Origin of the sequence: Shouchella shacheensis (genome assembly GCF_001484965.1) — a bacterium.
Lineage (GTDB): Bacteria > Bacillota > Bacilli > Bacillales > Bacillaceae_D > Shouchella > Shouchella shacheensis.
In genome coordinates this window covers 38326-59975 of sequence record NZ_LLYY01000018.1, presented here as the reverse complement: position 1 = coordinate 59975, position 21650 = coordinate 38326, and the positions used below count along the sequence as shown (strand labels likewise).

Genomic DNA, 21650 nt, shown 5'->3' with positions numbered 1-21650 from the left:
CTTTTGTTTCTTTCTCGCTATCTGAAAACAACTGATAGGAATGGTGCCTAGAAGTACGCTTAGCACTAGAACTAGAGAAAGAGCTGACCTAAATAAAAAAGAGGCTCGTGAGAACTTGAATTCTCACGAACCTTATTTTGCGCTTATTACGAGCACCCGCCGCTGTTTTGAAACGGGCTTTTTTTCGTTGTTCCTCTCATGACGTCGCCGTCCATCGAGCGAATGATTTCATCGGTGACCGTTTTGGACACCGTATTTGTAATCATTTGCAGGAGCTCGTTGACATCAACTTGGCTCCGCTTAAATTCCTGTACGAGCGGGATCGCGTCGATCTCCTCGTGTAGCTCGTCAATTTTGGCTTCCACTTGCTTGAGCGCCTCTGTTTTGCCGTAATGCTTTAAGTTCACAGCTTCTTTTTGGTTTCGCTTAATCGCGGCGATGATTTCCTGCACCCTCAAATGTTCATTAATCTGTTCTTCTGCACGCTTGAAAAAATCGACTTCTTCCGTCTGTGCTAGCATAGATGCTAGCTCCTTGGCTTTTGCGCGTATGTCCTGCTTTGTATAAAGCTCACTCACAACGAATGTACCTCCGCTTCCACGAGCTCCCCGTCTAGAGACCAGGTTTTCGCTTCCTTAATATAAACGTAGACAATTTCCCCGATGCTTGCTTTCGGGCCCACAAAATTCACGAGCCGGTTCGTGCGCGTACGTCCAGCAAGTACGTCCCGATTCTTCTTGCTTTCGCCTTCTACCAGAACTTCGACCACTTTGTCTTGGTAGTCGAGGTTTCTCTGGTTCGAAATTTCGTTGACAAGTGCGTTTAAACGGGCGAGTCGCTTTTTCTTCACGTCCTTCGGCACATTGTCTTCCATTCGAGCCGCCGGCGTCCCTTCGCGAGGGGAATAAATGTACGTGTACGCTGCGTCAAACTGAATGTCTTCCACAAGTGAGAGCGTCTCTTCAAATTGCTCCTCGGTTTCGTTCGGGAAGCCCACAATTAAGTCGGTTGTGAACGAGGCGTTCGGAATCGCTTTTTTAATTTTTCCGGCTAACTCCAAGTATTGCTCTCGCGTGTATTTACGGCCCATCAATTTCAAGATGTCGCTATTGCCGTGCTGAACTGGCAGATGAATATGCTCCACCAAGTTGCCGCCTTGGGCGAGAACATCAATCAAGTGATCGTCAAAATCACGTGGGTGGCTTGTTGTAAAGCGAACACGCGGGATGTCGATTTTGTGAATCGCATCCATTAAGTCGCCTAAACCACCGTAGTCGCCCGGCAGATCTTTCCCGTACGCATTGACGTTTTGACCAAGAAGAGTAATTTCCTTGTAGCCCAGACGCGCAAGGTCTCGCACTTCAGCGATAATGTCTTCTGGCAAACGGCTCCGCTCTTTGCCGCGTGTATACGGGACAATACAATAGGTACAAAATTTGTCGCAGCCGTACATAATATTGACCCAGGCCTGTGTTTTGTTTTGACGCTTCCGCGGCATGTTCTCAACGATGTCGCCTTCCTTGGACCATACTTCAATCACCATCTCTTTGCCAAAAATCGCGTCTTGCAAAAGATGAGGCAAGCGGTGAATGTTGTGTGTGCCAAAGATCAAGTCGATGTGCTGATGTTTTTGCATAATGCGATTGACGACGGACTCTTCCTGCGACATGCAGCCACACACGCCGATGATCAGCTCTGGTTTTTCTAGCTTCAACGGCTTTAAGTGACCGATTTCACCGAATACTTTATTCTCCGCATTCTCTCGAATGGCGCATGTGTTTAAAAGAATCACATCAGCTTCTTCTGTCATGCTTGTCTCTTCAAAGCCCATTTCTAGCAAAAGCCCAGACATATTCTCGGAATCGTGGACGTTCATCTGGCACCCATAGGTGCGAATGAGAAACTTTTTGCCTCTCCCCAGGTCTTTAAGTCCATCTGGAATCATATTGTCCGGCCGAATGACTTGCACATCTTCACGCTTACGCTTTCGCCCCGCTTTATAGTTTGGCTGATCGTAAATCGTAATTTCACGACCCTTTATCTTGATCACTTGTTTATCCTCTTCTTCAGAAATCACACGTGCATCACTGAAATCAAAATACTTGCTATAGTCCTTGGTTCCTTGCGCGGATTTTTTGTCCGTTCCGGAATTCAGATGACGTTCGTTTTGGTTATCCTTTGTCATTTTTTAAAACCCCTTCCATCAAACCTAACCCAGTGCTGCAATCATATTATATCTGTCACGCGGCAAGAACACAATGGCAAGGAAACGAGAGAATGGTGTTTTTCTCCGGCTTATTGGCATACGTTTGAGCATAGGATAAAATGAAAGTAGGTGAGCAGAAATGATTGAAATTGACCAAAAACCGCTGAATGTCTCGCAAATCTCTGACGAACAGTTTTCCCCTGCAGAACTGAAGATTCTCTATGACATTGCCGGGTCCAATACGCTCTATTCCTATCAATCGTACGCGCAGTTAACCTATGAGCTATCCATTCGCCTCAACGTTACGCGCGCTTCTGTTGCTTTGCTTCGAAGCGGCGCTAGTTTCGAAACCTTTGCCAGATCCAGGTGCAACCCTCGTTTTTGGAGACGGGCACCAAACGGAGCGTTCTATATTAACCCCGGAGTCTCTCCATCAATGGCGATTAATGATATTTTTTCAAACGGCCGAGCTTACGGGTTTGAATGCGCAACGGCCATCATCATTGTCTTCTACAAAGCCGTTCTTGATTCCATTGATACAGCTTCCTTTAACCAACTTTTTCAGGGTCTCTACCTATATTCGTGGGAGCACGACTCTGATCTTCATTTAAAAACCTATGAGGGCCATGATTTTCTCATTGGAGACTGCGTTTATTTTAACAACCCTGATGTTGATGCCCGCCGCCACCCTGCCTGGATAGGGGAAAATGCGATCATCCTAGATGATGATATGTACTTTGGCCATGGCATTGGCATTGCCTCCAGTCAACAAATCATTCAAACACTCAACTTTAAAAGAAAGCCTTATTCGAACCGTTCCGCATACTTGGAAAATCAAATCACGCGTCTAGATTTCCGTTTTGTCCGCACCTTCTCCCGTCAAACGCCCGTCTCTTCTTTATCTCGAGCGATCCGTGTAGACACTGACAACCGTCTTTCCCTTTATTAACGGCATAGCAAAGACCCCCAAGCGTTGCTACTGACGCTTGGGGGTCTAATGGTATCGTTGATTACCTGGGTTCAATAATAAGCTTAATTGCCGTGCGCTCTTCGCCCTCTATTTGAATATCGGTAAACGCAGGAATACAGATAAGGTCAATGCCACTCGGTGCAACGAACCCCCGCGCAATCGCAACCGCTTTAATGGACTGGTTCAACGCCCCTGCTCCAATGGCTTGAATTTCTGCTGCGCCGCGCTCTCGTATCACTCCTGCTAATGCTCCTGCGACAGAATTTGGTGTAGACTTTGCTGAAACTTTTAATACTTCCATTCCTATACCTCCTCTGAAGTGAGTTAAGCCGTCTAAACCTTAGAATTAAAGCTGAAGAGCCCTTCTTGAGTTTAAAACACTCATTAAGAGAGCCTCACTACTTTTGGCTCATCCACTAGGCAAACGCCTTATCCCATTGTATTTCAAGTCGGTAACGGATATTCCTGCAATGTTGAGCGATGGAGCCTACGTTTCGAGGAATGGGGTTTCATCCGATATCTGAATGCGCTCCATTCTTGTGGCACGGCCGGTTTTACGATCGACATCAATGACGACTCCATTTAATTGTTCCCGTCCGTTCGCTACTTCAAACCTGACTGGAAGGCTTGTGAGAAATTTATGCAAAACAGCTTCTCGCTCCATCCCTAAGATCCCGTCATAGGGGCCGGTCATACCGACATCCGATAAATAGCCGGTTCCTTTTGGGAGAATACGTTCATCGGCGGTTTGCACATGTGTATGTGTCCCAACAACGGCGGTCACACGCCCGTCCAAATACCAGCCCATCGCCTGCTTCTCACTCGTTGTTTCGGCATGAAAGTCGACAAAAATATATGGTGTCCGTTTCTGCACAACTTCTAGGATTCGATCCATTTTGCGAAAGGGACAATCCACCTGCGACATAAAGGTGCGGCCGATAATATTTACCACTGCAATTTCTAACTCATTCACTTTCATAATATTGAAACCGTGTCCAGGAGTCCCTTCGGGGAAGTTCGCGGGACGAACCAACCACTTGGCTTCCTCAATAAACGTGAACACGTCTCGATTGTCCCAGGCATGGTTCCCAAGTGTCACCATTTGCGCCCCTGCATCTAAAAAGCCTTTATAAATTTTTTTCGTAATGCCTTTCCCATGAGCGGCATTCTCTCCGTTAATAATTGTAAGCGAAGGTTTGTACCGCTGCTTCAGCGACTTTAAGTGCGTCTCGATCATGTGACGACCTGGCGCACCCACCACATCTCCAATAAAAAGTAATCTCAAACGAAGTCCTCTTTCTATTATAAAATATGCATCCGTAGCTATAGGCTTCTGACCAACTCGCCTCCACCTTTCTTGATCTAGTTTCGACGGGTAAAAGCTCGAGATTTTTCAGCCCTAACAACGAAATCCAAGGTCGGGATTTCTTTTGTTAGGCCTTCCAAAATTCTCGCTTCTGACCAACCCGCCTCCACCTTTCTATTTACTCAAAACAAAATAAAGTGGCTTGCGCCACTTTATTTTGCATACTCGACCGCTCGTGTTTCTCGTATGACGGTGACTCGTATATGCCCTGGATAATCGAGTTCTGACTCGATTTTCTTTGTAATATCACGGGCTAGCTTATGCGCGAGTGTATCATCGACAACATCCGGCCGAACCATGATGCGAACCTCACGTCCTGCTTGAATGGCAAAGGTTTTCTCAACCCCATCAAACGATTCGGAGATTTCCTCAAGCTTTTCTAACCTGCGAATGTACGTTTCCAGTGTCTCGCGTCTCGCTCCCGGGCGGGCGGCCGACAGTGCATCCGCCGCAGCGACGAGCGTCGATATAATGGACGTTGCCTCTGTATCCCCGTGGTGAGAGGCAATCGCGTTCAATACAACCGAGTGTTCTTTGTATTTCGTCGCAAGCTCTACACCAATCTCAACGTGGCTTCCTTCTACTTCGTGGTCAATAGCTTTGCCGATGTCATGCAAGAGCCCTGCACGTTTGGCTAGCTTCACATCTTCACCGAGTTCCGCTGCCATAAGACCCGTAAGATGAGCGACTTCCATGGAATGCTTCAGCACGTTTTGCCCATAGCTTGTACGGAATTTCAAACGTCCGAGAATCTTGATTAAGTCTGGATGTAAGCCGTGAACACCGACCTCAAAGGTTGTCTGCTCTCCGTATTCGCGAATCGCTTCATCCACTTCACGGCGAGATTTATCCACCATTTCCTCAATTCGCGCTGGGTGAATGCGTCCGTCTTGAACGAGCTTTTCAAGAGCCGAACGAGCGATTTCCCGCCGGATCGGATCAAATCCCGAAAGAATGACAGCTTCTGGGGTATCATCAATAATGAGGTCAATTCCCGTCAGCGTCTCTAGGGCACGAATATTTCGTCCCTCTCGTCCAATGATTCGCCCTTTCATTTCATCATTTGGCAACGTCACAACCGAAACCGTTGTTTCTGCGACGTGATCCGCAGAACAACGCTGTATTGCAAGTGCTAAAATTTCTTTCGAGCGCTTATCCGCTTCTTCTTTTGCCTCGGCAACGCGTTCTTTCACATACAACGCGGACTCATGTGCCAGTTCCTGCTCAACCTCCGCTCGAATCACCGTTCCCGCTTCTTCGCGTGTTAAGCCAGAAATTCGCTCTAGCTCATGCTTTTGCTCAAGTAAAAGTTCATCCATTTTACTTTCCATCTCTTCAACTTGTCGTTGTTTTTTGGCGAGAGATTCCTCCCGTTGCTCTAACGACTCTTCTTTTTTGTCGAGAGTTTCGCTTTTTCGGTCGAGAACCTCTTCTTTTTGGACCAAACGATGCTCTTGTTTCTGAATCTCATTTCTTCGCTCTCGAACTTCACGTTCTGCCTCACTTCGAAGCTTGTGGACTTCGTCCTTGGCTTCCAAAACCGCTTCTTTCTTACTAGCTTCAGCATCACGTTTTGCGTCTTCAATAATTTGCACCGCGTCAGTTCTTGCGTTCTTCACTTTCGCTTCAGCGAGGAATTTTCGAACAAGATATCCAACAAATGCACTGATTGCAGAGACAACAAGTAAAATAGAGATGAAGATAATGGGATTTACAAGATAGTCCATCGTTTCACCTCCCTTGCTATCCAATTGTTGGGTTAAATCATAAATCGTTCAAACAGTTCATTTGTTCACTGGGAAAAACAAGTAGCGGTATAAAAACGTGTAAAATTACCGCTCTATCTATTTATTGTACGGGGAGGCCGGATTGATGTCAAGCGTCAGTAAGTTCGAAGAGTTCGCTTACACCTTCTCGAATGTCGACAGCAAACGCTTTGTCGCCCGATTCCGTTAAATGTGTATTATGTGTAATCATGAGAATTTGTCGACCGAACATTGTCGAAAGTGATTTAAGAAATTCATATAGGTAATAGGTATATTCGCCTGAGACATGCTTCCCCGGTTCATCAAGCAAAAGGGGGCCTTGAACACGAGGCTGAACGGTTTCCATTAAGGCAACGCGGAGCGCAAGTGTGACAATATCAACAACGCCTCCACCCCGTGCATCCTGAGGCTTTGTTTTTACGCGGGTTCCCTCATAATCAGAAACAACGTACATTTCTGCAACCGCCTTGCTCCCGTGCTCTTCAAGCTCAATCTGAAAGGAAATCAGCGGTCCGAACACATACTGAAGCGCATTAGTAACCAGTGTCTCCATTTGCTGCTTAGCCTGACGCCTTGCATACTCTGCTGATTGTTGCAAGAGCACTCTCGCTTTTTCATACGTGTCGCTTGTTTCTCTGTATGCTTCTAGCTCAGCATTGGCCGCGTCAAAACGTTCCTTAAGCAATCTGCGTTTTTCGTCAAGGCGTGTCCACTGGTCGCGGGCAGTACGAAGAGCAACTTCGAGCTCTGCCATCTCCTCGGCTCTACTGCTGCTCATGACCGTGAAGCTCCTTCGGAATGAGCGACCATGCCTCTTGCATCGAGCGCTCAATCTCGGACTCAAGCTGCTCAATTTCTGTATCAATCATCTCTGGTTTGACGCCCAGCTCTTCTAGTTCGCCAAGCAATCGCTTTTTTTGATTTTCCAGTTCTTCAAGCTTTGCCTCGGCTCGATAGCGTACATCCCGTGCTTTATCAAGGGACTGCTTCATTCTCTCAAGATCTTGCTCGACTTGTTTCATTTTTCTCCTCCTCGCCTTAGGCGTGAATGGCTTGCCCACATGTTGGACAGATGCTCATCTTCTTTAACTGCTCTTCCTGTTGATTTTTTAACGTCTCCTCTTGCTCCTCTTGCTTTTCAACAAAGGCCTTTCCTTCACGCAACCGCTTTTGCATCTCTTCTAGTTTCTGTCCCATGTCTTGAAGTGTACGCAGCCGTTCCTTAGAATGAATCGCGCTCTCCATATACGCCTTTGCCTTCTCAGCACGTGTACCTACCGTCACATCGGTTTCTATGCGCTTACGCTCACGCTTGATCGCTAAAAACCGCTCTTTTGCTTGCATAAGCTGCTGCTTTCGTTGTTGTTGTTCTTTAATCTTCGCCAACTGCTCACCTGAAAGAACGGTGACAAAGTTCGTTTGCGACAGTGCTTGTTCGACTTTTTTCTCCATCTCCGCTTGTCTGTTTGCCTCTTGTTGCAGCCTTGCTAAACGCTTCAGACGCTCTGAGATCCGACTCACATGATGAAAACCCTCTCCTGCTTCATGAATGGTTTTCGTCTTTTCCATCCAGCTCTGACAAGTGTGCAGGTCCTTTTCATAGCTTGCTAGCTGCTTTTTGGCGTGGTTTAGCTTTTGGTGATGAAGGAGGTCCTGACTTGTCTTCTCATAGAGTTCTTGCCAAATGGAAAGACCCTCGATTAGTTGGAGCTGGTTTTGCGTCTGTGCTCTCTCAGCTTCCAGCGCACGGTATCTTTGTGCTGCTCTCTTTAATCGATCGAGTTTCGCTTGCTTTTCTCTTGCTTTTTCTAAGGCAGACACTCCTCGGTCGATCTTTTTTTTCGCCTCATGCAGATGACGAAAAGGTTTTAATGCCTCTGAAACTTCATTTGCTTCTTGTTCTTTATGTTTCATTCGCTGGTGAACACTGAGCAAATCCCGTGACGTATCCCGAATCGCCATATCAAGATAGTGCGCGCCGCTCATCCTTCCAATCGTTTTCGCACGCAAGGAAGCTGTTTGCTCAAGGAGAAAAGGGCCATCAAGCTGTTGAGCTACTTGCAAATGCCATTCATTGTCTCCATCAATACGAAAGCCTCGCATACCATGAGCATCCAGGACTTCTTCCGGCACATGAATCCCGAAGCCTTCAAGAACCAGGTCCTCTTGGTCAAGCTTTTTCACGATATAGCGATTTTTCGAGCTTGTCCTTTCTCTAACAATCGCGACACCGCTGGCAAATGTCACGGTGACGCGAACAAAATCTGCTCCCACGCGGATAAAGTCCGTCCCTCGCGGCTGGTTAAACAGCACCCAGCGAACGCCGCGTAAGACCGCCGTCTTGCCACTATCCGATTGACCAATAAGGACATTCAAGCCGTCATCAAGCGTGAGTGTCGTATCAAAATGCGATTGAAAGTTCTCTAGCCTTACCGTCCGTATATTACTCACCTTCGCCCCCTTCCCAGCGCTCTTCCACCGCTGTCATTCTTCGTAAGGCTTCCTGCTTGACTTTCTCTTCCACATTCGAGAGCGTCGCCAGTTCTTGAATGATGTCACTCATTTGCAGTGTTTGAAAACTCGATTGTTCGCGAACCTGCTGGACAAACTCATGAAGCTTCTCTTCTTGATGTCCCGCTTTCTCAATATAAGTACGGTCAAGCACCTCACTGCCTTTTTTAGCAACGGTCAGTGTTTCTTCTCTTAAAGAGATCCCGTCTTTATGAGTGATCGTGCCTATAATCACTTTCGGAAGGCGTTCCATCTCGGTCCAGTGGTTATTGATGCGTGAGATTGCACCTGGATTGCAGATAAACTTGCCATCTCGCTCTTTAATGCCGAAGCCGCTGTGAAAGTGCCCGGTAAGAATCACATCAGCGGGGGTGGTCCAAATATGGTCCACGAGGGTATGAGGAATCCCTTCCGGTAACGCTTTTTCAACGAGCATACTGTGGGCAAGATGAATCAAGACATCGGCCTTTGTATCATTGAGCGGATAATAGTCGAGCTTCGGGTCACGCTGGTCCAAATCGTAGTGATACGGCTGGCCAGAAATTTGAACACGCACGCCTTCTCCCTCAATCACAACCGGTTCTCCCGGATGAATCAACTTCATGATGCCAAAAGCATCGAGAAGTCCTAGCATCGTCCTTGAGACGGTGTCCGGGTTATGCCCGAATGTATCGTGGTTGCCTGAAATTGTGTAAATTGGTGCGTCTACGTCGCGAAAAAGTTGCGCAAATTGGCCAACGACACTTGGTGACAAATCAGGGCGGTCAAAGACATCTCCGCCGTGGAGAAGCACATCCACTTCTTCACGTTTCGCAATCTGGAGCACTTCTGTAATTTTCCCCTTCAGCGTTTCAGGGAACGCATCCAAGCGGTTTTTTGGAGCCGTACCACGAATATGCGTGTCGGTAAAATACAGAAACTTCATTGCCCACCTCCTCCATTCATCCTTAGCGTTTTTTAATTCAGCATGATCTCGCCAGATTCTCTTCCCATCATGCGCTTTACCTAGGAGAGTTGTCCAGTATAAAAGTTGCTACGGTCTTCCTCTCCTTAGAAAGACTGTGCTGGATGGAGCGTGTGGCACTCCCTTTCAAGAACAGGGATCGAGGCGCTGGGATTTACTGCTTTGATAGCTCCCACTCCTTATTCGTTAAAGAAAAGGCCGCCCCAAACGGGACAGCCTGTGCTGTTTGCTCGCTTATTTCAAGTCGAGTGGGACATCTTCAAGCGTTTTATCATCTTCTTCCCCTTCGACTTTTCCTTCACCGTTTAACCCGTGGTGATCACGAACGAGACGCTCAATTTCAGCGGTCATTTCCGGGTTTTCTTTTAAGAATAGCTTCGAGTTCTCCCGTCCTTGCCCAAGCCGCTCTCCTTGAAACGAATACCAGGCTCCACTTTTTTCCACAATGTCCACATCCGCAGCAATGTCAAGAATTGACCCTTCGCGGGAAATTCCTTCCCCGTACATAATGTCCACTTCAGCGAGCTTGAATGGAGGCGCGACTTTGTTCTTCACGATCTTAATCTTGGTGCGATTGCCAACAATTTCATTTCCTTGCTTCAACGCCTCCGCTCGGCGAACTTCTAAACGAACGGACGAGTAGAACTTCAGGGCACGCCCCCCAGGTGTGGTTTCCGGATTTCCAAACATCACGCCGATTTTCTCACGGATTTGGTTGATGAAAATCGCAATCGTCTTCGATTTGTTTGTCGCCCCGGAAAGCTTACGAAGCGCCTGAGACATGAGACGAGCCTGCAAGCCAACGTGGCTGTCGCCCATTTCCCCTTCAATCTCAGCCTTTGGCACAAGAGCCGCGACACTATCAACAACAACGATATCCACCGCCCCGCTGCGGACAAGTGCTTCCGCAATTTCCAGAGCCTGCTCCCCTGTGTCCGGCTGTGAAAGAAGCAGCTCATCAATATCAACACCAAGCTTCTGCGCGTACACAGGATCAAGTGCGTGCTCTGCATCAATAAATGCGGCCTGCCCACCGTTTCGCTGTACTTCAGCGATGGCGTGCAGAGAGACCGTCGTCTTCCCGGACGATTCCGGCCCGTAGACTTCGATTACACGACCTCTTGGGTACCCACCAACACCAAGAGCAATGTCCACCGCAAGGGCTCCACTTGAAATCGTGGAGACACGATTTTCCGCTTGTTCCCCTAGCTTCATGATCGATCCTTTTCCAAACTGCTTCTCAATTTGACGTAGCGCTACATCTAGCGCCTGTTTTCGCTCATTGCTCATCAAATCTCTCCTTATCAATCGCTATTTTATCACCACGTGGATCTATTAGACGGTTGCATGTTTCATAGGTTTAGCGAACATGTATCTATCATAACGGATTTTTTGGGTTTTGCCAATAGGTTTCCCGAACATTTATTCGCTTGTTTTCAGAAAGGAAATTGGAAGGTACGAAAGGCGGAGGCGGGCCGAACAGAAAGGAAAAATTTTGGTCGCCCAAAGCGCTACGACTTGTGGCATAGACGACACTCGCACGTCTTGTGCGTTGGAAAGACCGCCCAGAAAATCCTACACTTGCATTTCGGTGTAGGACTTAAAATCTTAGGCTTTTACCCGCCGCAGCTGGAAATCCGGGAGGCCAGAAGCTCTCCCGGTTCAAAGTTATGAACGACGTGCTGGCGTGCGACGGTCGCGTTTCGGTCGAGGTTTTGCAGGTTCCAAATTAACACGTGCTCCGTTAATTCGTGAATAACGTAAGCCTTCGTACACAAATGGTGCCGCTTCCTCTGGCACATCAACAAATGAAAAGTTGTCGAATATATCAATACGTCCGATCGTTTTCACCGGAATACCGACTAAACGGCTGATTTCATCGCCAAGAATTTTCGGTGTTAAATTCACGTTGCGGCCAACATTGATAAAGAACCGCACCATGCCTTTCGCTCCGCCCGTTTCGCCAAAGCTGTACCCGGCTTCTTCGGTTTTCGACTCCGTTGAGAAATTCAGCTTGAGCAGTGCGGCGATCACTCGTTTGGAGTCTTGCTCCGCTAAGATATCATCAACAAGCGGTGTAAAAAGTTCCATGTCGTCGCCGCCATTCTCAATCGTATCAGCCACGAGCTTTTTCCAGGAGCTTCGCTGCTTCTCCACCACTTCTTCGATCGAAGGAACTTGTTGAGAGGGAATCGACATTTTGATTTCCTTTTCAATGGCACGTAAATGCTTCATTTCACGCGGCGTTACAAGCGTTAACGCAATTCCTTTGCGTCCTGCACGGCCCGTACGTCCAATTCTGTGCACATAACTTTCTGGATCTTGCGGAATATCATAGTTAATCACGTGGCTGACATTTTCTACATCAATCCCTCGTGCGGCGACATCTGTCGCAATCAAAAACCCAATTGCAGAATCACGAAATTTTTTCATGACCACATCACGCTGAGATTGAGTCAGATCCCCGTGTAGCCCGTCCGCTAAATACCCGCGCGCTTGCAAAGCTTCGGTTAGTTCGGCCACGCCTTTTTTCGTTCGACAAAACAGAATCCCAAGCTCGACCTCATCGCTATCAATAATGCGGCAAAGAGAATCCACTTTGTTGCGCTCAAGCACTTTGTAATACATTTGCTCAATCAACGGAGCGGTAACTTCGCCTTTATTAATCGTCACAGTGGCCGGGTTTTGCATGTATTTGCGAGAAAGCTTACGAATCGCTGGAGGCATCGTCGCTGAAAAAAGCAGTGTTTGTCTGGTCTCGTTCACTTTCTTTAAGATCGATTCAATGTCATCGACAAAGCCCATATCAAGCATTTCGTCTGCTTCATCGAGCACTACCGTGTGCACCTGATCGAGCTGAAGCGTCCCTCGACGCAAGTGATCAAGCATCCGTCCTGGCGTGCCAATTACCACTTGAGCGCCTTGTTTTAGTGCCTTGATTTGATAACCAATAGATTGCCCGCCGTAAATAGGAAGCGTTCGCACTCGCTTATGCGCAGAGAGCTTTTGCAACTCACCAGACACTTGAATCGCGAGCTCGCGAGTGGGCGTAATGATCAACGCTTGCACGCGGCGCTCCTCGGTTACTTTATCGACGATCGGGATGCCGAACGCAGCCGTTTTCCCCGTACCCGTCTGGGCCTGGCCAATCACATCGCCTCCTTCTAAAATCGCCGGAATTGCTTTTTCCTGAATCGGAGAAGGTTCTTCAAACCCCATATCCGCAACAGCGCGTTTTACTTGATCCGAAATCTTGAAGTCTACAAAATATGTCATCTGGTTCCATTACTCCTTTTTCAATTCATTAAGCAAATAAAAACATCCATACATTACGGCGCGCTTGCGTATGGCGTTACGCGTACCAGAAAGGGCGAGCTCATAAGTCGCTTTACGATCCGCAAACTGGATGCCAATATACACCGTGCCAGGCTTCCTCCCCTCCTGCTCATCGGGTCCGGCAACTCCTGTAAAGGAAATAGCGATATCGCTTTTCATTGTTTCCTTCACTCCACGGGCCATCGCAACCGCACACGCTGCGCTCACAACGCCGTTTGATTCAATCGTTTCCTCACTCACACCAAGCATCTCTCTTTTTACTCTTTCCTGGTAGGCAATGACGCTCCCGACTAAGAATTGTGAAGCCCCCGGCGCTGCAGCAAGTTCGCTTGAGAACAGGCCGCCTGTCAGACTCTCCGCGCTAGCAACGGTTAACCCAAGTGCCACCAAACGGTTCGTTAGCTCTGCCACGAGGGACGTTTCCCCGTAACCATACATATAATCACCGACACGTGCGTTAATCGCAGCCTCGGTTTCATCAAGCAGGCGCAGCGCTTCCTTTGGGTCCTCGTGTTTGACCGTCAAACGAAGCTTCACTTCTCCTCCCCCTGCAAGAGGTGCAATCGTCGGGTTTGTCTGAGCGTCAATTAGGTCTTCAAGATCTGTTTCTAATTGAGACTCCCCGATGCCAAAATAGCGAAGCACGCGAGAAGTAATCGCTGCGCGTCCCTCCTCGCCCCCGATAAGAAGCGGCTTAAGTTCAAGTTCAAACATGGGCTTCATTTCATTCGGCGGTCCCGGCAATAGCGCAATGCGCGCCCCATTCTTTAAAGCAGTAAGCATCCCAGGAGCCATTCCGTGGCGATTGGCAAGCACCATCGAATCTTCAATCACCAGCGCCTGCTTGCGATTATTCGGCGTCATCTTCCGATTATGACGAGCGAAAAAAGCTTCAATGTGACCCATCGCTTCCTCGTCGTAGACCAACTTTTTCCCACACAACGAAGCAACAGTCTCTTTGGTTAAGTCGTCTTTCGTTGGCCCTAATCCGCCCGTCAGGATAACAAGGTCGCTACGGGCACTCGCTGCCTCGATCGCCTCGTTTAAGCGGCCTTCATTATCGCCTACCACGGTATGAACATAAACGTCGACACCAATTTCGGCTAGCTGCTTGGAAATAAACTGCCCGTTCGTGTTGGCAATTTGACCGAGCAAAAGCTCTGAGCCCACGGCGATGATTTCTGCGTTCAACGAGAAGTCCTCCCTTTATTTTGATTTCATCAATACATGCTTGTTCTTTGTAAAATAATCGATGCCAGACCAAATCGTTAGGACCACCGCCACCCATAGCGCAATGCTGGCAAATGGTAGGCCAATCGCTTGAAAAGGAAAATTATGTAGCAGGCAGGCAATAATCGCCACCATTTGACTAACCGTTTTCCATTTTCCAAGTTGGCTTGCTGCAATCACATCGCCGTCCCCTGCAGCGACGAGACGAATCCCAGTGACCGCAAACTCACGGCTAAGAATGATAATCACGATCCAGGCAGGAACAAGCTCTGGACTAATTTGCACAAGTCCTACCAACGCCGCGGTGACAAGCAATTTATCAGCAAGTGGATCTAAGAATTTGCCAAAACTTGTAACCAACTGCAGTTTTCGGGCATAGTAGCCGTCAAGCCAATCGGTTGCAGCCGCAACGATAAAAATAATCGCCGCAACGAAAACGGAAACAGGTAAATCAACGCCACCTAAATTCAAGTTCCCCATCGGCACGTCCACAAGCAGGAAAAACATAAACACGGGGATAAGTGCTATACGTGCAAGTGTTATTTTGTTAGGTACATTCACCGTTATTGACCCCTTCTTTCCTTCCAAAGCGTCTGTGTTGTCTATGCTCTCCATACACATTGTAACACAACCACTTCACAGGTGAAAAAACGAAGCGCTCACGTAGGAAGTTTCTTTATAGAAAAGCGGAGGCGGGTTGAACAGAAGCTTGGATTTCGGAAGGCCTGCTACGCGCAAGCCCGGTATTAAATTTCCGGGTAGGACTGAAAAATTCCGAGCTTCTATCCGCCAGCACTAGACACTGAAAGAACCGTTCCACTTACACCAGGAACGGTTTTTCAACGATTGCTATTCTTCCTCTTCTTCAAGCTGCACGACAATAAACTGACGATTGCCATCATACTCTGGCAAATCAACTTCTTCGCCGTTCAACACAAGCGAAACACTTTCTAAATATCCGATATTAAAGATGGCCTCATTTAAACCGTCAAGGGCAGGCTCATACGTCTCACCGTTGGACGGAGTGGAAGAGTCAAAATCGCCTCCAGTAGCTTCCTCTCGCACCCCTATATAGGACTCTGAACCGGAAACGGAAAACTCTGCCTCAATTTCATCCACGCCGGTGAGAATGTAGGTCGTCGTGTCTCCTTCTGTCCCCTCAAGTGTCACTTCCGGCCCAGCAGGCTCTTCCTCTTCTTCTTCCTCCTCAGTGCCTTCCTCCTCTTCGCTGCCTTCGTCCTCACTGTTTCCTTCTTCATTGACATCCGCATTTTCTTCTGGTTCCCCGTTTTCATCGCCCTCGATGTCAGAGTCGCCTGCAGAATTATAATCGTTTTCTGGCTGTTCCTCTGGAGCGGTTCCAGCGTCTGTATCGCCATTATCCCCACGCACATTCAACGCCCATATCAAGGCCACAACGGCAATAACTGCCGCAATGATGACAAGCGGGACCACAAGAGAGGTTCTTGCTTTTTTTCGCTGCTGATTCCCGGGGCCCGTCGAAATCGGTTTTGTTCGCTCCGATCGGGAAGGGAGATCGACGATTTCCTTTTGCGGATTCGGAAGCTCGCTTTTGTATGTCTCCATCAACTCATCCGCATTAATGCCAACTGCCTCCGCGTAAGTTTTCACAAAGGCGCGAGCATAGAACAAACCCGGAAGCGCATCAAAGCGTCCTTCTTCAATCGCCAGCAAGTAACGCTTTTGAATCTTCGTCGTGCGCTGCAAGTCATCAAGGGAAATTTGCTTCTCTTCACGCACTTCTTTTAAATGATTTCCTAATTCTGACACGGTACCACCTACCTACAACTTTAGCTAATATCAAACGAGGAGAAGCCCGGCTCTACAACGTCATACGTAATTTCCTCACCATCGTCATTGCGCAGTTCAATAATGCAGTCGAAATCTTCAATTTCATACTCGGTTTCGCGCACAAAGATGTCTGGATGCTCCACGACTTTAACAGCAGGGACACGCATGATATCATGCACAAGCGTACGGTGCTTTTCCGTGGCACGCATCGTCGAGACGATCCCGTCGATGATAAAAATATTGTCGCCATCCATTTCATCGTCTGCCAGCTGACTGCGAACCGTTTGTCTGAGAAGCGTAGACGAGATAAAGGACCAGCGTTTGTTGGCACAGACGCTCGCCGCAACTACCGACTCTGTCTTTCCAACTCTTGGCATCCCGCGAATCCCAATGAGGTAATGCTCGTCTCTTTTCATCATTTCCGCCATAAAATCAACAAGCAAACCCAGTTCTCTGCGAATGAACCGGAACGTCTTTCGCTCTGTCGCGTTTCGCTCGATGTAACGTCCATGACGGATCGCCAGTCGGTCACGGACCCGCGGTTCTCTGAATTTAGTGACGGTGACATTCCCGATTGTATGTAAAATCGCTTTAAATCGTTTCACGTTATCATCATGCTCACTACGAAGCAACATCCCACGCCTTGTATCATCAATGCCGTTTATCGTTACAATATTAATGGACAGCATCCCAAGAAGCGAAGAAATGTCCCCAAGAATCCCCGGCCGGTTCTCATGAAGCTGATACTCAAAATACCACTCTTTCACCGTGCCACGCCCTTTCTCCAAATAAAAATGACAAAATCAGCTAATCTATATGGTTTTATGATAATGGATTTCATCCTTAAATGAAAGGATTTTTATGTGCGAAGAAGAATAAAATTATCTAAGATTTCATTTACTCATGCAAAAAACGCCGCAAAGGTCTTTGCGGCGTTCGTTGCACTTACTTGTGATCGACAAGCTTAACCATCATCGTAGCAATGGCATGCTGCTCTTTTTCATCAGCCACGCGCCACAATTCAGCCAACACTCTTTCTTGCTCGTTCTTAGGCTCGACTTGTTCAGCTAAGTATTCCCCAACTTGATAAGCCACGTCGGATACAAGACCATCGTTCATGCCTTCGTTCTTCGCTTGATCAAGACGATCTCCTAAAAATTCTTTCCAATGATCCCAATTGTCGAGTACTGACATCTGAATCCCTCCTCGTAGTTTAAAAAAGATTCAGGCTTAGTATGTGCCGCACTCTTCCTTTTATGCATCTTTTTTAGCAGTGCCAAGCCCCGTTGACGGACAGTACTTGACCATTGACGTAGGACGCTTGCGCACTGGCGAGAAAGTAAACCGCTTCGGCCACTTCGCCTGGCACGCCAAGACGACCTGCCGGAATGTCGTCGGCCATCTCCTGTATCTCAGCGGTGTCGTATGTCTCCATCATCGCACCAGCAATCGCACCAGGGGCTACAGCATTGGCACGGATGCCACTCGGCGCGCACTCCTTCGCCACACTTTTCATAAACGCATTGACGCCGCCCTTTGCCGAGGCATAGATGCTCTCACACGAGGCGCCCGCCAGCCCCCATATCGAGGAGACGAACACGATCGAACCCGCTTTTTTGTAAATCATCTCTGGCAGCAAGGAACGAGTGATGCGAATGGGGTTGAGAAGATGGATCGTCATCAGCCGTTGTAGCTGTTCATCGGAGACGTCCTGAAGCAAATGCACCGCTTGAACACCCGCGTTGTGAATGATCACATCCACCGGTGTTGTTAAGCCCTCCAGCAACTTATCCGCCCCGGCAAACGTTGTTAAGTCCGCCTGGATGAGCGTCACCTGACTACCCGCTTCCTCACACGAGACCCCCAGACTCCTCGCCTTTGCTTCATTTTTCCCATAATGCAGAGAAAGCTTGGTCGCTGCCCCTGCCAATTTTTCAACAATCGCCACGCCGATGCTGCCTGAAGCTCCTGTAACTAGGACATGCACTTAGCTTTTGTCCTTTACAAGGCAGATGGTTTTGTGATCATCAGTGAAATGAGTCCCTAACACATCCTCTAAATCCCCCGCCTTCAGCGTTTCAAGCACAGGCACAACATCAAACAAATTCATGCCGTTAAAGCGGTAGCGTGTGAATTCGTTGGCGATGAATTCAGGAGAATTAAGTGACCGCAGGAAACTACCGATTTTCTTCTTCACGACCCGCTCCGTGTCTTTCTCAGACAGCTTCTGGCTCTTAAACGTTTCAATGGTCTTGCCTATGGCCTTTGCCAATTCATCTGGGTGATTGCAGTCGCCACCGATTACGCTAAAACCAAATCCTTCTTCTGCGGAGTAATCAAAGGAAAACGAGTCATCAATATAACCGGCTTCGTAAAGCTCTTCATAGGCTTTTGAGCTCTGTCCGAACATCAACTCCAAAAGAACGTTCACAGACAGCTCATGCCTAAGAAGCTCATCCCCCTGCCGTGTGGGGTCTTTTTCCTTAAAGCCAACAAAGCATTTCGGTGTTTGTACGGGCATTTGAAGGACTTTACGCTTCGTGGCAACACCACTTCCCTCTGCTTCCACGCGACGATCAATCGTTTCCGGCTCTGCAAATGTTTTGGCCGCTTGATTGTCACGCACGAGCTTCATCACCGCTTCTTGATCAACCGCTCCAACGATAAAGAGAAGCATGTTGTTTGGATGGTAGAACGTTTCATAACACGTGTATAGGTCTTCTTTTGTAATTTCGGTAATGGATGGGATCGTGCCCGCAATATCGACTTTTACCGGGTGCTCGTTATACATATTGTCAATCGTCCCAAAGTAGGCGCGCCAGTCAGGGTTATCATCGTACATTGTGATCTCTTGACTGATGATTCCTTTTTCTTTTTCTACTGTCTCATCCGTAAAATACGGGTGCTGCACAAAATCAAGCAGCGTTTCTACATTTTGATCAACATTGGTGGTCGCAGAAAACAAGTAGGCGGTCCGGGTGAAGCTTGTAAACGCATTGGCCGACGCTCCTTGCTTGCCAAATGTATGAAACACATCACCCTCTTCACTTTCAAACATCTTGTGTTCAAGAAAATGAGCCACGCCATCAGGAATTTGGACAGCCTCACTTTCTTTCAACGGTACAAAATGATTATCGACCGAGCCGAATTTTGTTGTAAACGTGGCGAATGTCTTATGGAATCCTTTCTTCGGTAAAATATAAACGTCAAGCCCGTTATCCATCTGCTCGTAATAAAGCGTCTCTTCCAGCTGCTCAAAGTGTAATGGTTTCATGCCTCTTCCCCTTCCCCTGTTAAGAAATAAATCGTGTCAAGCTCCCAATTGTTTGCTGCACGGATCACATCGTCTTTTGTGACCGCCTGTATGCTTTCTATTCGATCTCCGATGCTGTGTAGACGGTCCGCGACAATTTCGTGGTAGGAAAGCTCGGCAAACCCGCGGGGTGTGTCCACGGATTCTAGCAGTTGATTGGTCAGCATCGCTTTGGTTTGCTCAAGCTGCTCCTCGGTAAAGTCTCCCGTCTGCACCGCTTTAACCTGCTCTTTAATAATTTCTACAGCGCGGTCGTATTTTTCAAATTCGATGCCTGACATGACCATCATAATGCCCTTATGGCTTTCGAGGCGTGACGCTGCATAATAGGCAAGGCTCTCTTTTTCCCGTACGTTCATAAACAGTTTTGAAGAAGGGAACCCGCCAAAAATCCCGTTGGCGACTTGCAGCGCTTCATAATCCGCATCATTAAACGCTGTATGGGTGCGAAAGCCCATATGCAGCTTGCCCTGCTTTACCTCCTGCACATCTTGAACGAAACGCACCTCGTTCACTGACGGACTTTTTGCCACTGCCGGTTCGTCATGACGGGGCTTACGCGACTCGGTAAAAAGTTCTTCGATATAAGCTTGCGCCTGCTCTTCTTCAAACGAACCGATAATGTACAAGTCAAAACGATCATGCTCGAGCATGTCTTTGTAGGTTCGGTATAGCGTGCCCCCGTTCATCGTGTCAAGGTCCTCTTTCTTCCCATACGCTGGAAGGCGATACGCTTCCTCTTTGAACATTTCTTCGGTAATGCGTACATTCGCATAGCGCATTTTATCATCATAGACGGACTGAATTCGCTGACCGTGCGAGCGCTTCTCCTGATCGACAATGGCTCTCACAAATGCCTCTCCTTCAAGCTTTGGAGACGTGACGACGTTATGTAGAAGTGCTAACCCCTCTTTAAACAATGGCGTTCGATCCTTTAAAAACCGTTCGGCAGGAACATCGACGCGGAACGTAAGGACGTGCTGTTCTCCTTTTTTTTGTACATCCGCCGTCAGCAGCGCTCCATACATGTCATCAAGCTTCTGACGCAGCGCCTTTCGGTTCGGATAGGCTTTTGTCCCTCCTTGCAAAATATGCGGAAGCAGCGCTCGCTCTGTTACCGTCTCTTCGCTCAGTGGCGCCTTTGCCATCAGCAAGCACGTAATGGTCTTAAACTTATCGGTCTTCCACATATGCACATTCACACCGTTTAGCTCCATTGTCTTCGCTTTCATTTCAGCCATTTGCCCACATCCTTCGTCATGATTTGTTTATTGTACCATTTTGAGGCAGTCCTCATGCTTACTTCGCTAAAAAACCGCCCTTTTTTGGACGGCATTTTTGCTACATATCTCTTCGTCTAACAACGTGAAACTTAAATTTATCTGCACGAAAATAGTTCAGTGAGTAAAGAACGGGTTCATCGTTAACATCGTAGTGCGTTTGTTTTAAAAGCAGCAAGGAGGTTTCTGCATTGCACTCTAACAACTCTGAAATATGCTCATGGTAGCCGATTGGTTCGATATACGTGATCGCATAGTCGATCCATTTGCCCGCTTCCTGTAAAAAGCGAAAAATCGATTTGGTTTCATGAATAGAATGATTGCCAAGGAGTTCTTTTGGGATAATATCCATACAGTAGACAACGGGCATGCCATCCGCCGTGCGCACACGCTCGATGTTCATGACAGCGTCCATGTACGGCCGGTTAAATCGGGACCGATCCTCTTCGCTCGCCTCATGCAAAGAGGAAGAAAGAAAAATCGTCCCTGGTTTCATATGAGCGTTCGCGATCATGTCCGTCACGCTATGCAGTTCCTCAATGCCCGCAGAAAAGAGCGGCTTTGAGTGAACAAACGTTCCGACACCGTGACGCCGGACTACCAGTCCGTCTTCTTCAAGCAAACGGAGTGCCTCCCTCAATGTCGCTCTGCTTACACCAAGCTGCTTGGACAGCTCAAATTCTGATGGCAGCTTCTGACCTTCCTCAAACGACTCAATATCCGCTTTGAGTTTGTCGATGACTTGCAAATAGAGCGGTCGATGATCAGCCTTTATCACAGTCTCCATCCCTTCTTAGTCTCTTTCATTCTTTTTCTCTCTTTTTGTGGGACGCCGGGTAAACCCGTCCTTTCCCGAGTTACTCTCACGCTAGCAGGCAAACAGGAAGGGCGCTCGC

The 21650-nt window shown here is 47.9% G+C and carries 21 protein-coding genes; 1 reads left to right on the top strand and 20 read right to left on the bottom strand.

The genetic code is table 11. The annotated features are described in order from the left end of the window. Positions 1-146: 146 nt before the first annotated feature. Both AVZ68_RS14290 and miaB read right to left on the bottom strand, forming a co-directional pair. Positions 147-578: a YlbF/YmcA family competence regulator gene (locus tag AVZ68_RS14290; protein WP_082676633.1), complete on the bottom strand. Its 432-nt coding sequence runs from the start codon at positions 576-578 to the stop codon at positions 147-149. After that, a complete protein-coding gene (miaB, locus tag AVZ68_RS14285) occupies positions 575-2185 on the bottom strand; it encodes a tRNA (N6-isopentenyl adenosine(37)-C2)-methylthiotransferase MiaB (RefSeq protein ID WP_059105240.1) in 1611 nt (536 codons plus the stop codon). The genes AVZ68_RS14290 and miaB overlap by 4 nt, the downstream gene beginning before the upstream one ends. Before the next feature lie 160 nt (positions 2186-2345). Here miaB and AVZ68_RS14280 point away from each other — a divergent pair, with 160 nt between their 5' ends. After that, positions 2346-3155: a protein-glutamine gamma-glutamyltransferase gene (locus tag AVZ68_RS14280; protein WP_059105239.1), complete on the top strand. Its 810-nt coding sequence runs from the start codon at positions 2346-2348 to the stop codon at positions 3153-3155. A 61-nt stretch (positions 3156-3216) separates the two neighbouring features. Here AVZ68_RS14280 and AVZ68_RS14275 read toward each other — a convergent pair whose 3' ends face one another. From AVZ68_RS14275 to AVZ68_RS14190, 18 genes are all read right to left on the bottom strand, one after another. Then, on the bottom strand, positions 3217-3477 hold the full coding sequence (locus AVZ68_RS14275) for a stage V sporulation protein S (protein WP_059105238.1): 261 nt from the start codon (positions 3475-3477) through the stop codon (positions 3217-3219). 186 nt (positions 3478-3663) lie between these two features. Then, entirely contained in the window at positions 3664-4461 is a 798-nt protein-coding gene (locus tag AVZ68_RS14270) for a TIGR00282 family metallophosphoesterase (RefSeq protein WP_059105237.1), read from the bottom strand. 233 nt (positions 4462-4694) lie between these two features. Beyond that, positions 4695-6269, bottom strand: a complete 1575-nt coding sequence (rny, locus tag AVZ68_RS14265; protein ID WP_059105236.1) for a ribonuclease Y — start codon at positions 6267-6269, stop codon at positions 4695-4697. A 148-nt stretch (positions 6270-6417) separates the two neighbouring features. Continuing rightward, on the bottom strand, positions 6418-7086 hold the full coding sequence (locus AVZ68_RS14260) for an ATP-binding protein (RefSeq protein WP_059105235.1): 669 nt from the start codon (positions 7084-7086) through the stop codon (positions 6418-6420). Further along, positions 7073-7330, bottom strand: a complete 258-nt coding sequence (locus AVZ68_RS14255) for a hypothetical protein (protein WP_059105234.1) — start codon at positions 7328-7330, stop codon at positions 7073-7075. Before AVZ68_RS14255 ends, AVZ68_RS14260 begins: the two co-directional genes overlap by 14 nt. 16 nt (positions 7331-7346) lie before the next feature. Then, positions 7347-8759: an AAA family ATPase gene (locus AVZ68_RS14250; protein ID WP_059105233.1), complete on the bottom strand. Its 1413-nt coding sequence runs from the start codon at positions 8757-8759 to the stop codon at positions 7347-7349. Then, positions 8752-9744, bottom strand: coding sequence for a metallophosphoesterase family protein (locus AVZ68_RS14245; protein WP_059105232.1), 993 nt, complete (start codon positions 9742-9744; stop codon positions 8752-8754). Before AVZ68_RS14245 ends, AVZ68_RS14250 begins: the two co-directional genes overlap by 8 nt. A gap of 273 nt (positions 9745-10017) precedes the next feature. Further along, entirely contained in the window at positions 10018-11073 is a 1056-nt protein-coding gene (gene recA, locus AVZ68_RS14240; protein ID WP_059105231.1) for a recombinase RecA, read from the bottom strand. 378 nt (positions 11074-11451) lie between these two features. Then, positions 11452-13059 carry a DEAD/DEAH box helicase gene (locus AVZ68_RS14235; RefSeq protein ID WP_059105230.1) on the bottom strand — a complete coding sequence of 536 codons (1608 nt, stop codon included), beginning with the start codon at positions 13057-13059 and terminating at the stop codon, positions 11452-11454. Positions 13060-13068: 9 nt separating this feature from the next. Beyond that, positions 13069-14310 carry a competence/damage-inducible protein A gene (locus AVZ68_RS14230; RefSeq protein ID WP_059105229.1) on the bottom strand — a complete coding sequence of 414 codons (1242 nt, stop codon included), beginning with the start codon at positions 14308-14310 and terminating at the stop codon, positions 13069-13071. A gap of 15 nt (positions 14311-14325) precedes the next feature. Further along, the gene (gene pgsA, locus AVZ68_RS14225; RefSeq protein ID WP_059105263.1) at positions 14326-14910 is read right to left on the bottom strand and encodes a CDP-diacylglycerol--glycerol-3-phosphate 3-phosphatidyltransferase; all 585 of its coding nucleotides are present in this window, start codon (positions 14908-14910) and stop codon (positions 14326-14328) included. Positions 14911-15198: 288 nt separating this feature from the next. After that, a complete protein-coding gene (locus tag AVZ68_RS14220; protein WP_059105228.1) occupies positions 15199-16140 on the bottom strand; it encodes a helix-turn-helix domain-containing protein in 942 nt (313 codons plus the stop codon). 20 nt (positions 16141-16160) lie between these two features. Beyond that, positions 16161-16928, bottom strand: a complete 768-nt coding sequence (locus AVZ68_RS14215) for a DUF3388 domain-containing protein (RefSeq protein ID WP_059105227.1) — start codon at positions 16926-16928, stop codon at positions 16161-16163. Positions 16929-17106: 178 nt separating this feature from the next. After that, positions 17107-17355, bottom strand: coding sequence for a DUF3243 domain-containing protein (locus tag AVZ68_RS14210; RefSeq protein WP_059105226.1), 249 nt, complete (start codon positions 17353-17355; stop codon positions 17107-17109). Positions 17356-17428: 73 nt separating this feature from the next. Then, positions 17429-18148, bottom strand: coding sequence for an elongation factor P 5-aminopentanone reductase (gene ymfI / locus AVZ68_RS14205; protein ID WP_059105225.1), 720 nt, complete (start codon positions 18146-18148; stop codon positions 17429-17431). After that, the gene (yfmH, locus tag AVZ68_RS14200; RefSeq protein ID WP_059105224.1) at positions 18149-19435 is read right to left on the bottom strand and encodes an EF-P 5-aminopentanol modification-associated protein YfmH; all 1287 of its coding nucleotides are present in this window, start codon (positions 19433-19435) and stop codon (positions 18149-18151) included. Then, complete coding sequence (gene yfmF / locus AVZ68_RS14195) at positions 19432-20715, bottom strand: EF-P 5-aminopentanol modification-associated protein YfmF (protein ID WP_059105223.1); 1284 nt, start codon at positions 20713-20715, stop codon at positions 19432-19434. Before yfmF ends, yfmH begins: the two co-directional genes overlap by 4 nt. 100 nt (positions 20716-20815) lie before the next feature. After that, on the bottom strand, positions 20816-21532 hold the full coding sequence (locus AVZ68_RS14190; RefSeq protein WP_157404674.1) for a GntR family transcriptional regulator: 717 nt from the start codon (positions 21530-21532) through the stop codon (positions 20816-20818). Positions 21533-21650: the final 118 nt, after the last annotated feature.

Bases quoted from the DNA above. Each gene is read 5' to 3' on its own strand.
- miaB (WP_059105240.1), bottom strand. From the start codon at position 2,185: ATGACAAAGGATAACCAAAACGAACGTCATCTGAATTCCGGAACGGAC.
- AVZ68_RS14280 (WP_059105239.1), top strand. From the start codon at position 2,346: ATGATTGAAATTGACCAAAAACCGCTGAATGTCTCGCAAATCTCTGAC.
- AVZ68_RS14275 (WP_059105238.1), bottom strand. From the start codon at position 3,477: ATGGAAGTATTAAAAGTTTCAGCAAAGTCTACACCAAATTCTGTCGCA.
- rny (WP_059105236.1), bottom strand. From the start codon at position 6,269: ATGGACTATCTTGTAAATCCCATTATCTTCATCTCTATTTTACTTGTT.
- AVZ68_RS14260 (WP_059105235.1), bottom strand. From the start codon at position 7,086: ATGAGCAGCAGTAGAGCCGAGGAGATGGCAGAGCTCGAAGTTGCTCTT.
- AVZ68_RS14255 (WP_059105234.1), bottom strand. From the start codon at position 7,330: ATGAAACAAGTCGAGCAAGATCTTGAGAGAATGAAGCAGTCCCTTGAT.
- AVZ68_RS14245 (WP_059105232.1), bottom strand. From the start codon at position 9,744: ATGAAGTTTCTGTATTTTACCGACACGCATATTCGTGGTACGGCTCCA.
- recA (WP_059105231.1), bottom strand. From the start codon at position 11,073: ATGAGCAATGAGCGAAAACAGGCGCTAGATGTAGCGCTACGTCAAATT.
- AVZ68_RS14235 (WP_059105230.1), bottom strand. From the start codon at position 13,059: ATGACATATTTTGTAGACTTCAAGATTTCGGATCAAGTAAAACGCGCT.
- AVZ68_RS14210 (WP_059105226.1), bottom strand. From the start codon at position 17,355: ATGTCAGTACTCGACAATTGGGATCATTGGAAAGAATTTTTAGGAGAT.
- yfmH (WP_059105224.1), bottom strand. From the start codon at position 19,435: ATGAAACCATTACACTTTGAGCAGCTGGAAGAGACGCTTTATTACGAG.
- yfmF (WP_059105223.1), bottom strand. From the start codon at position 20,715: ATGGCTGAAATGAAAGCGAAGACAATGGAGCTAAACGGTGTGAATGTG.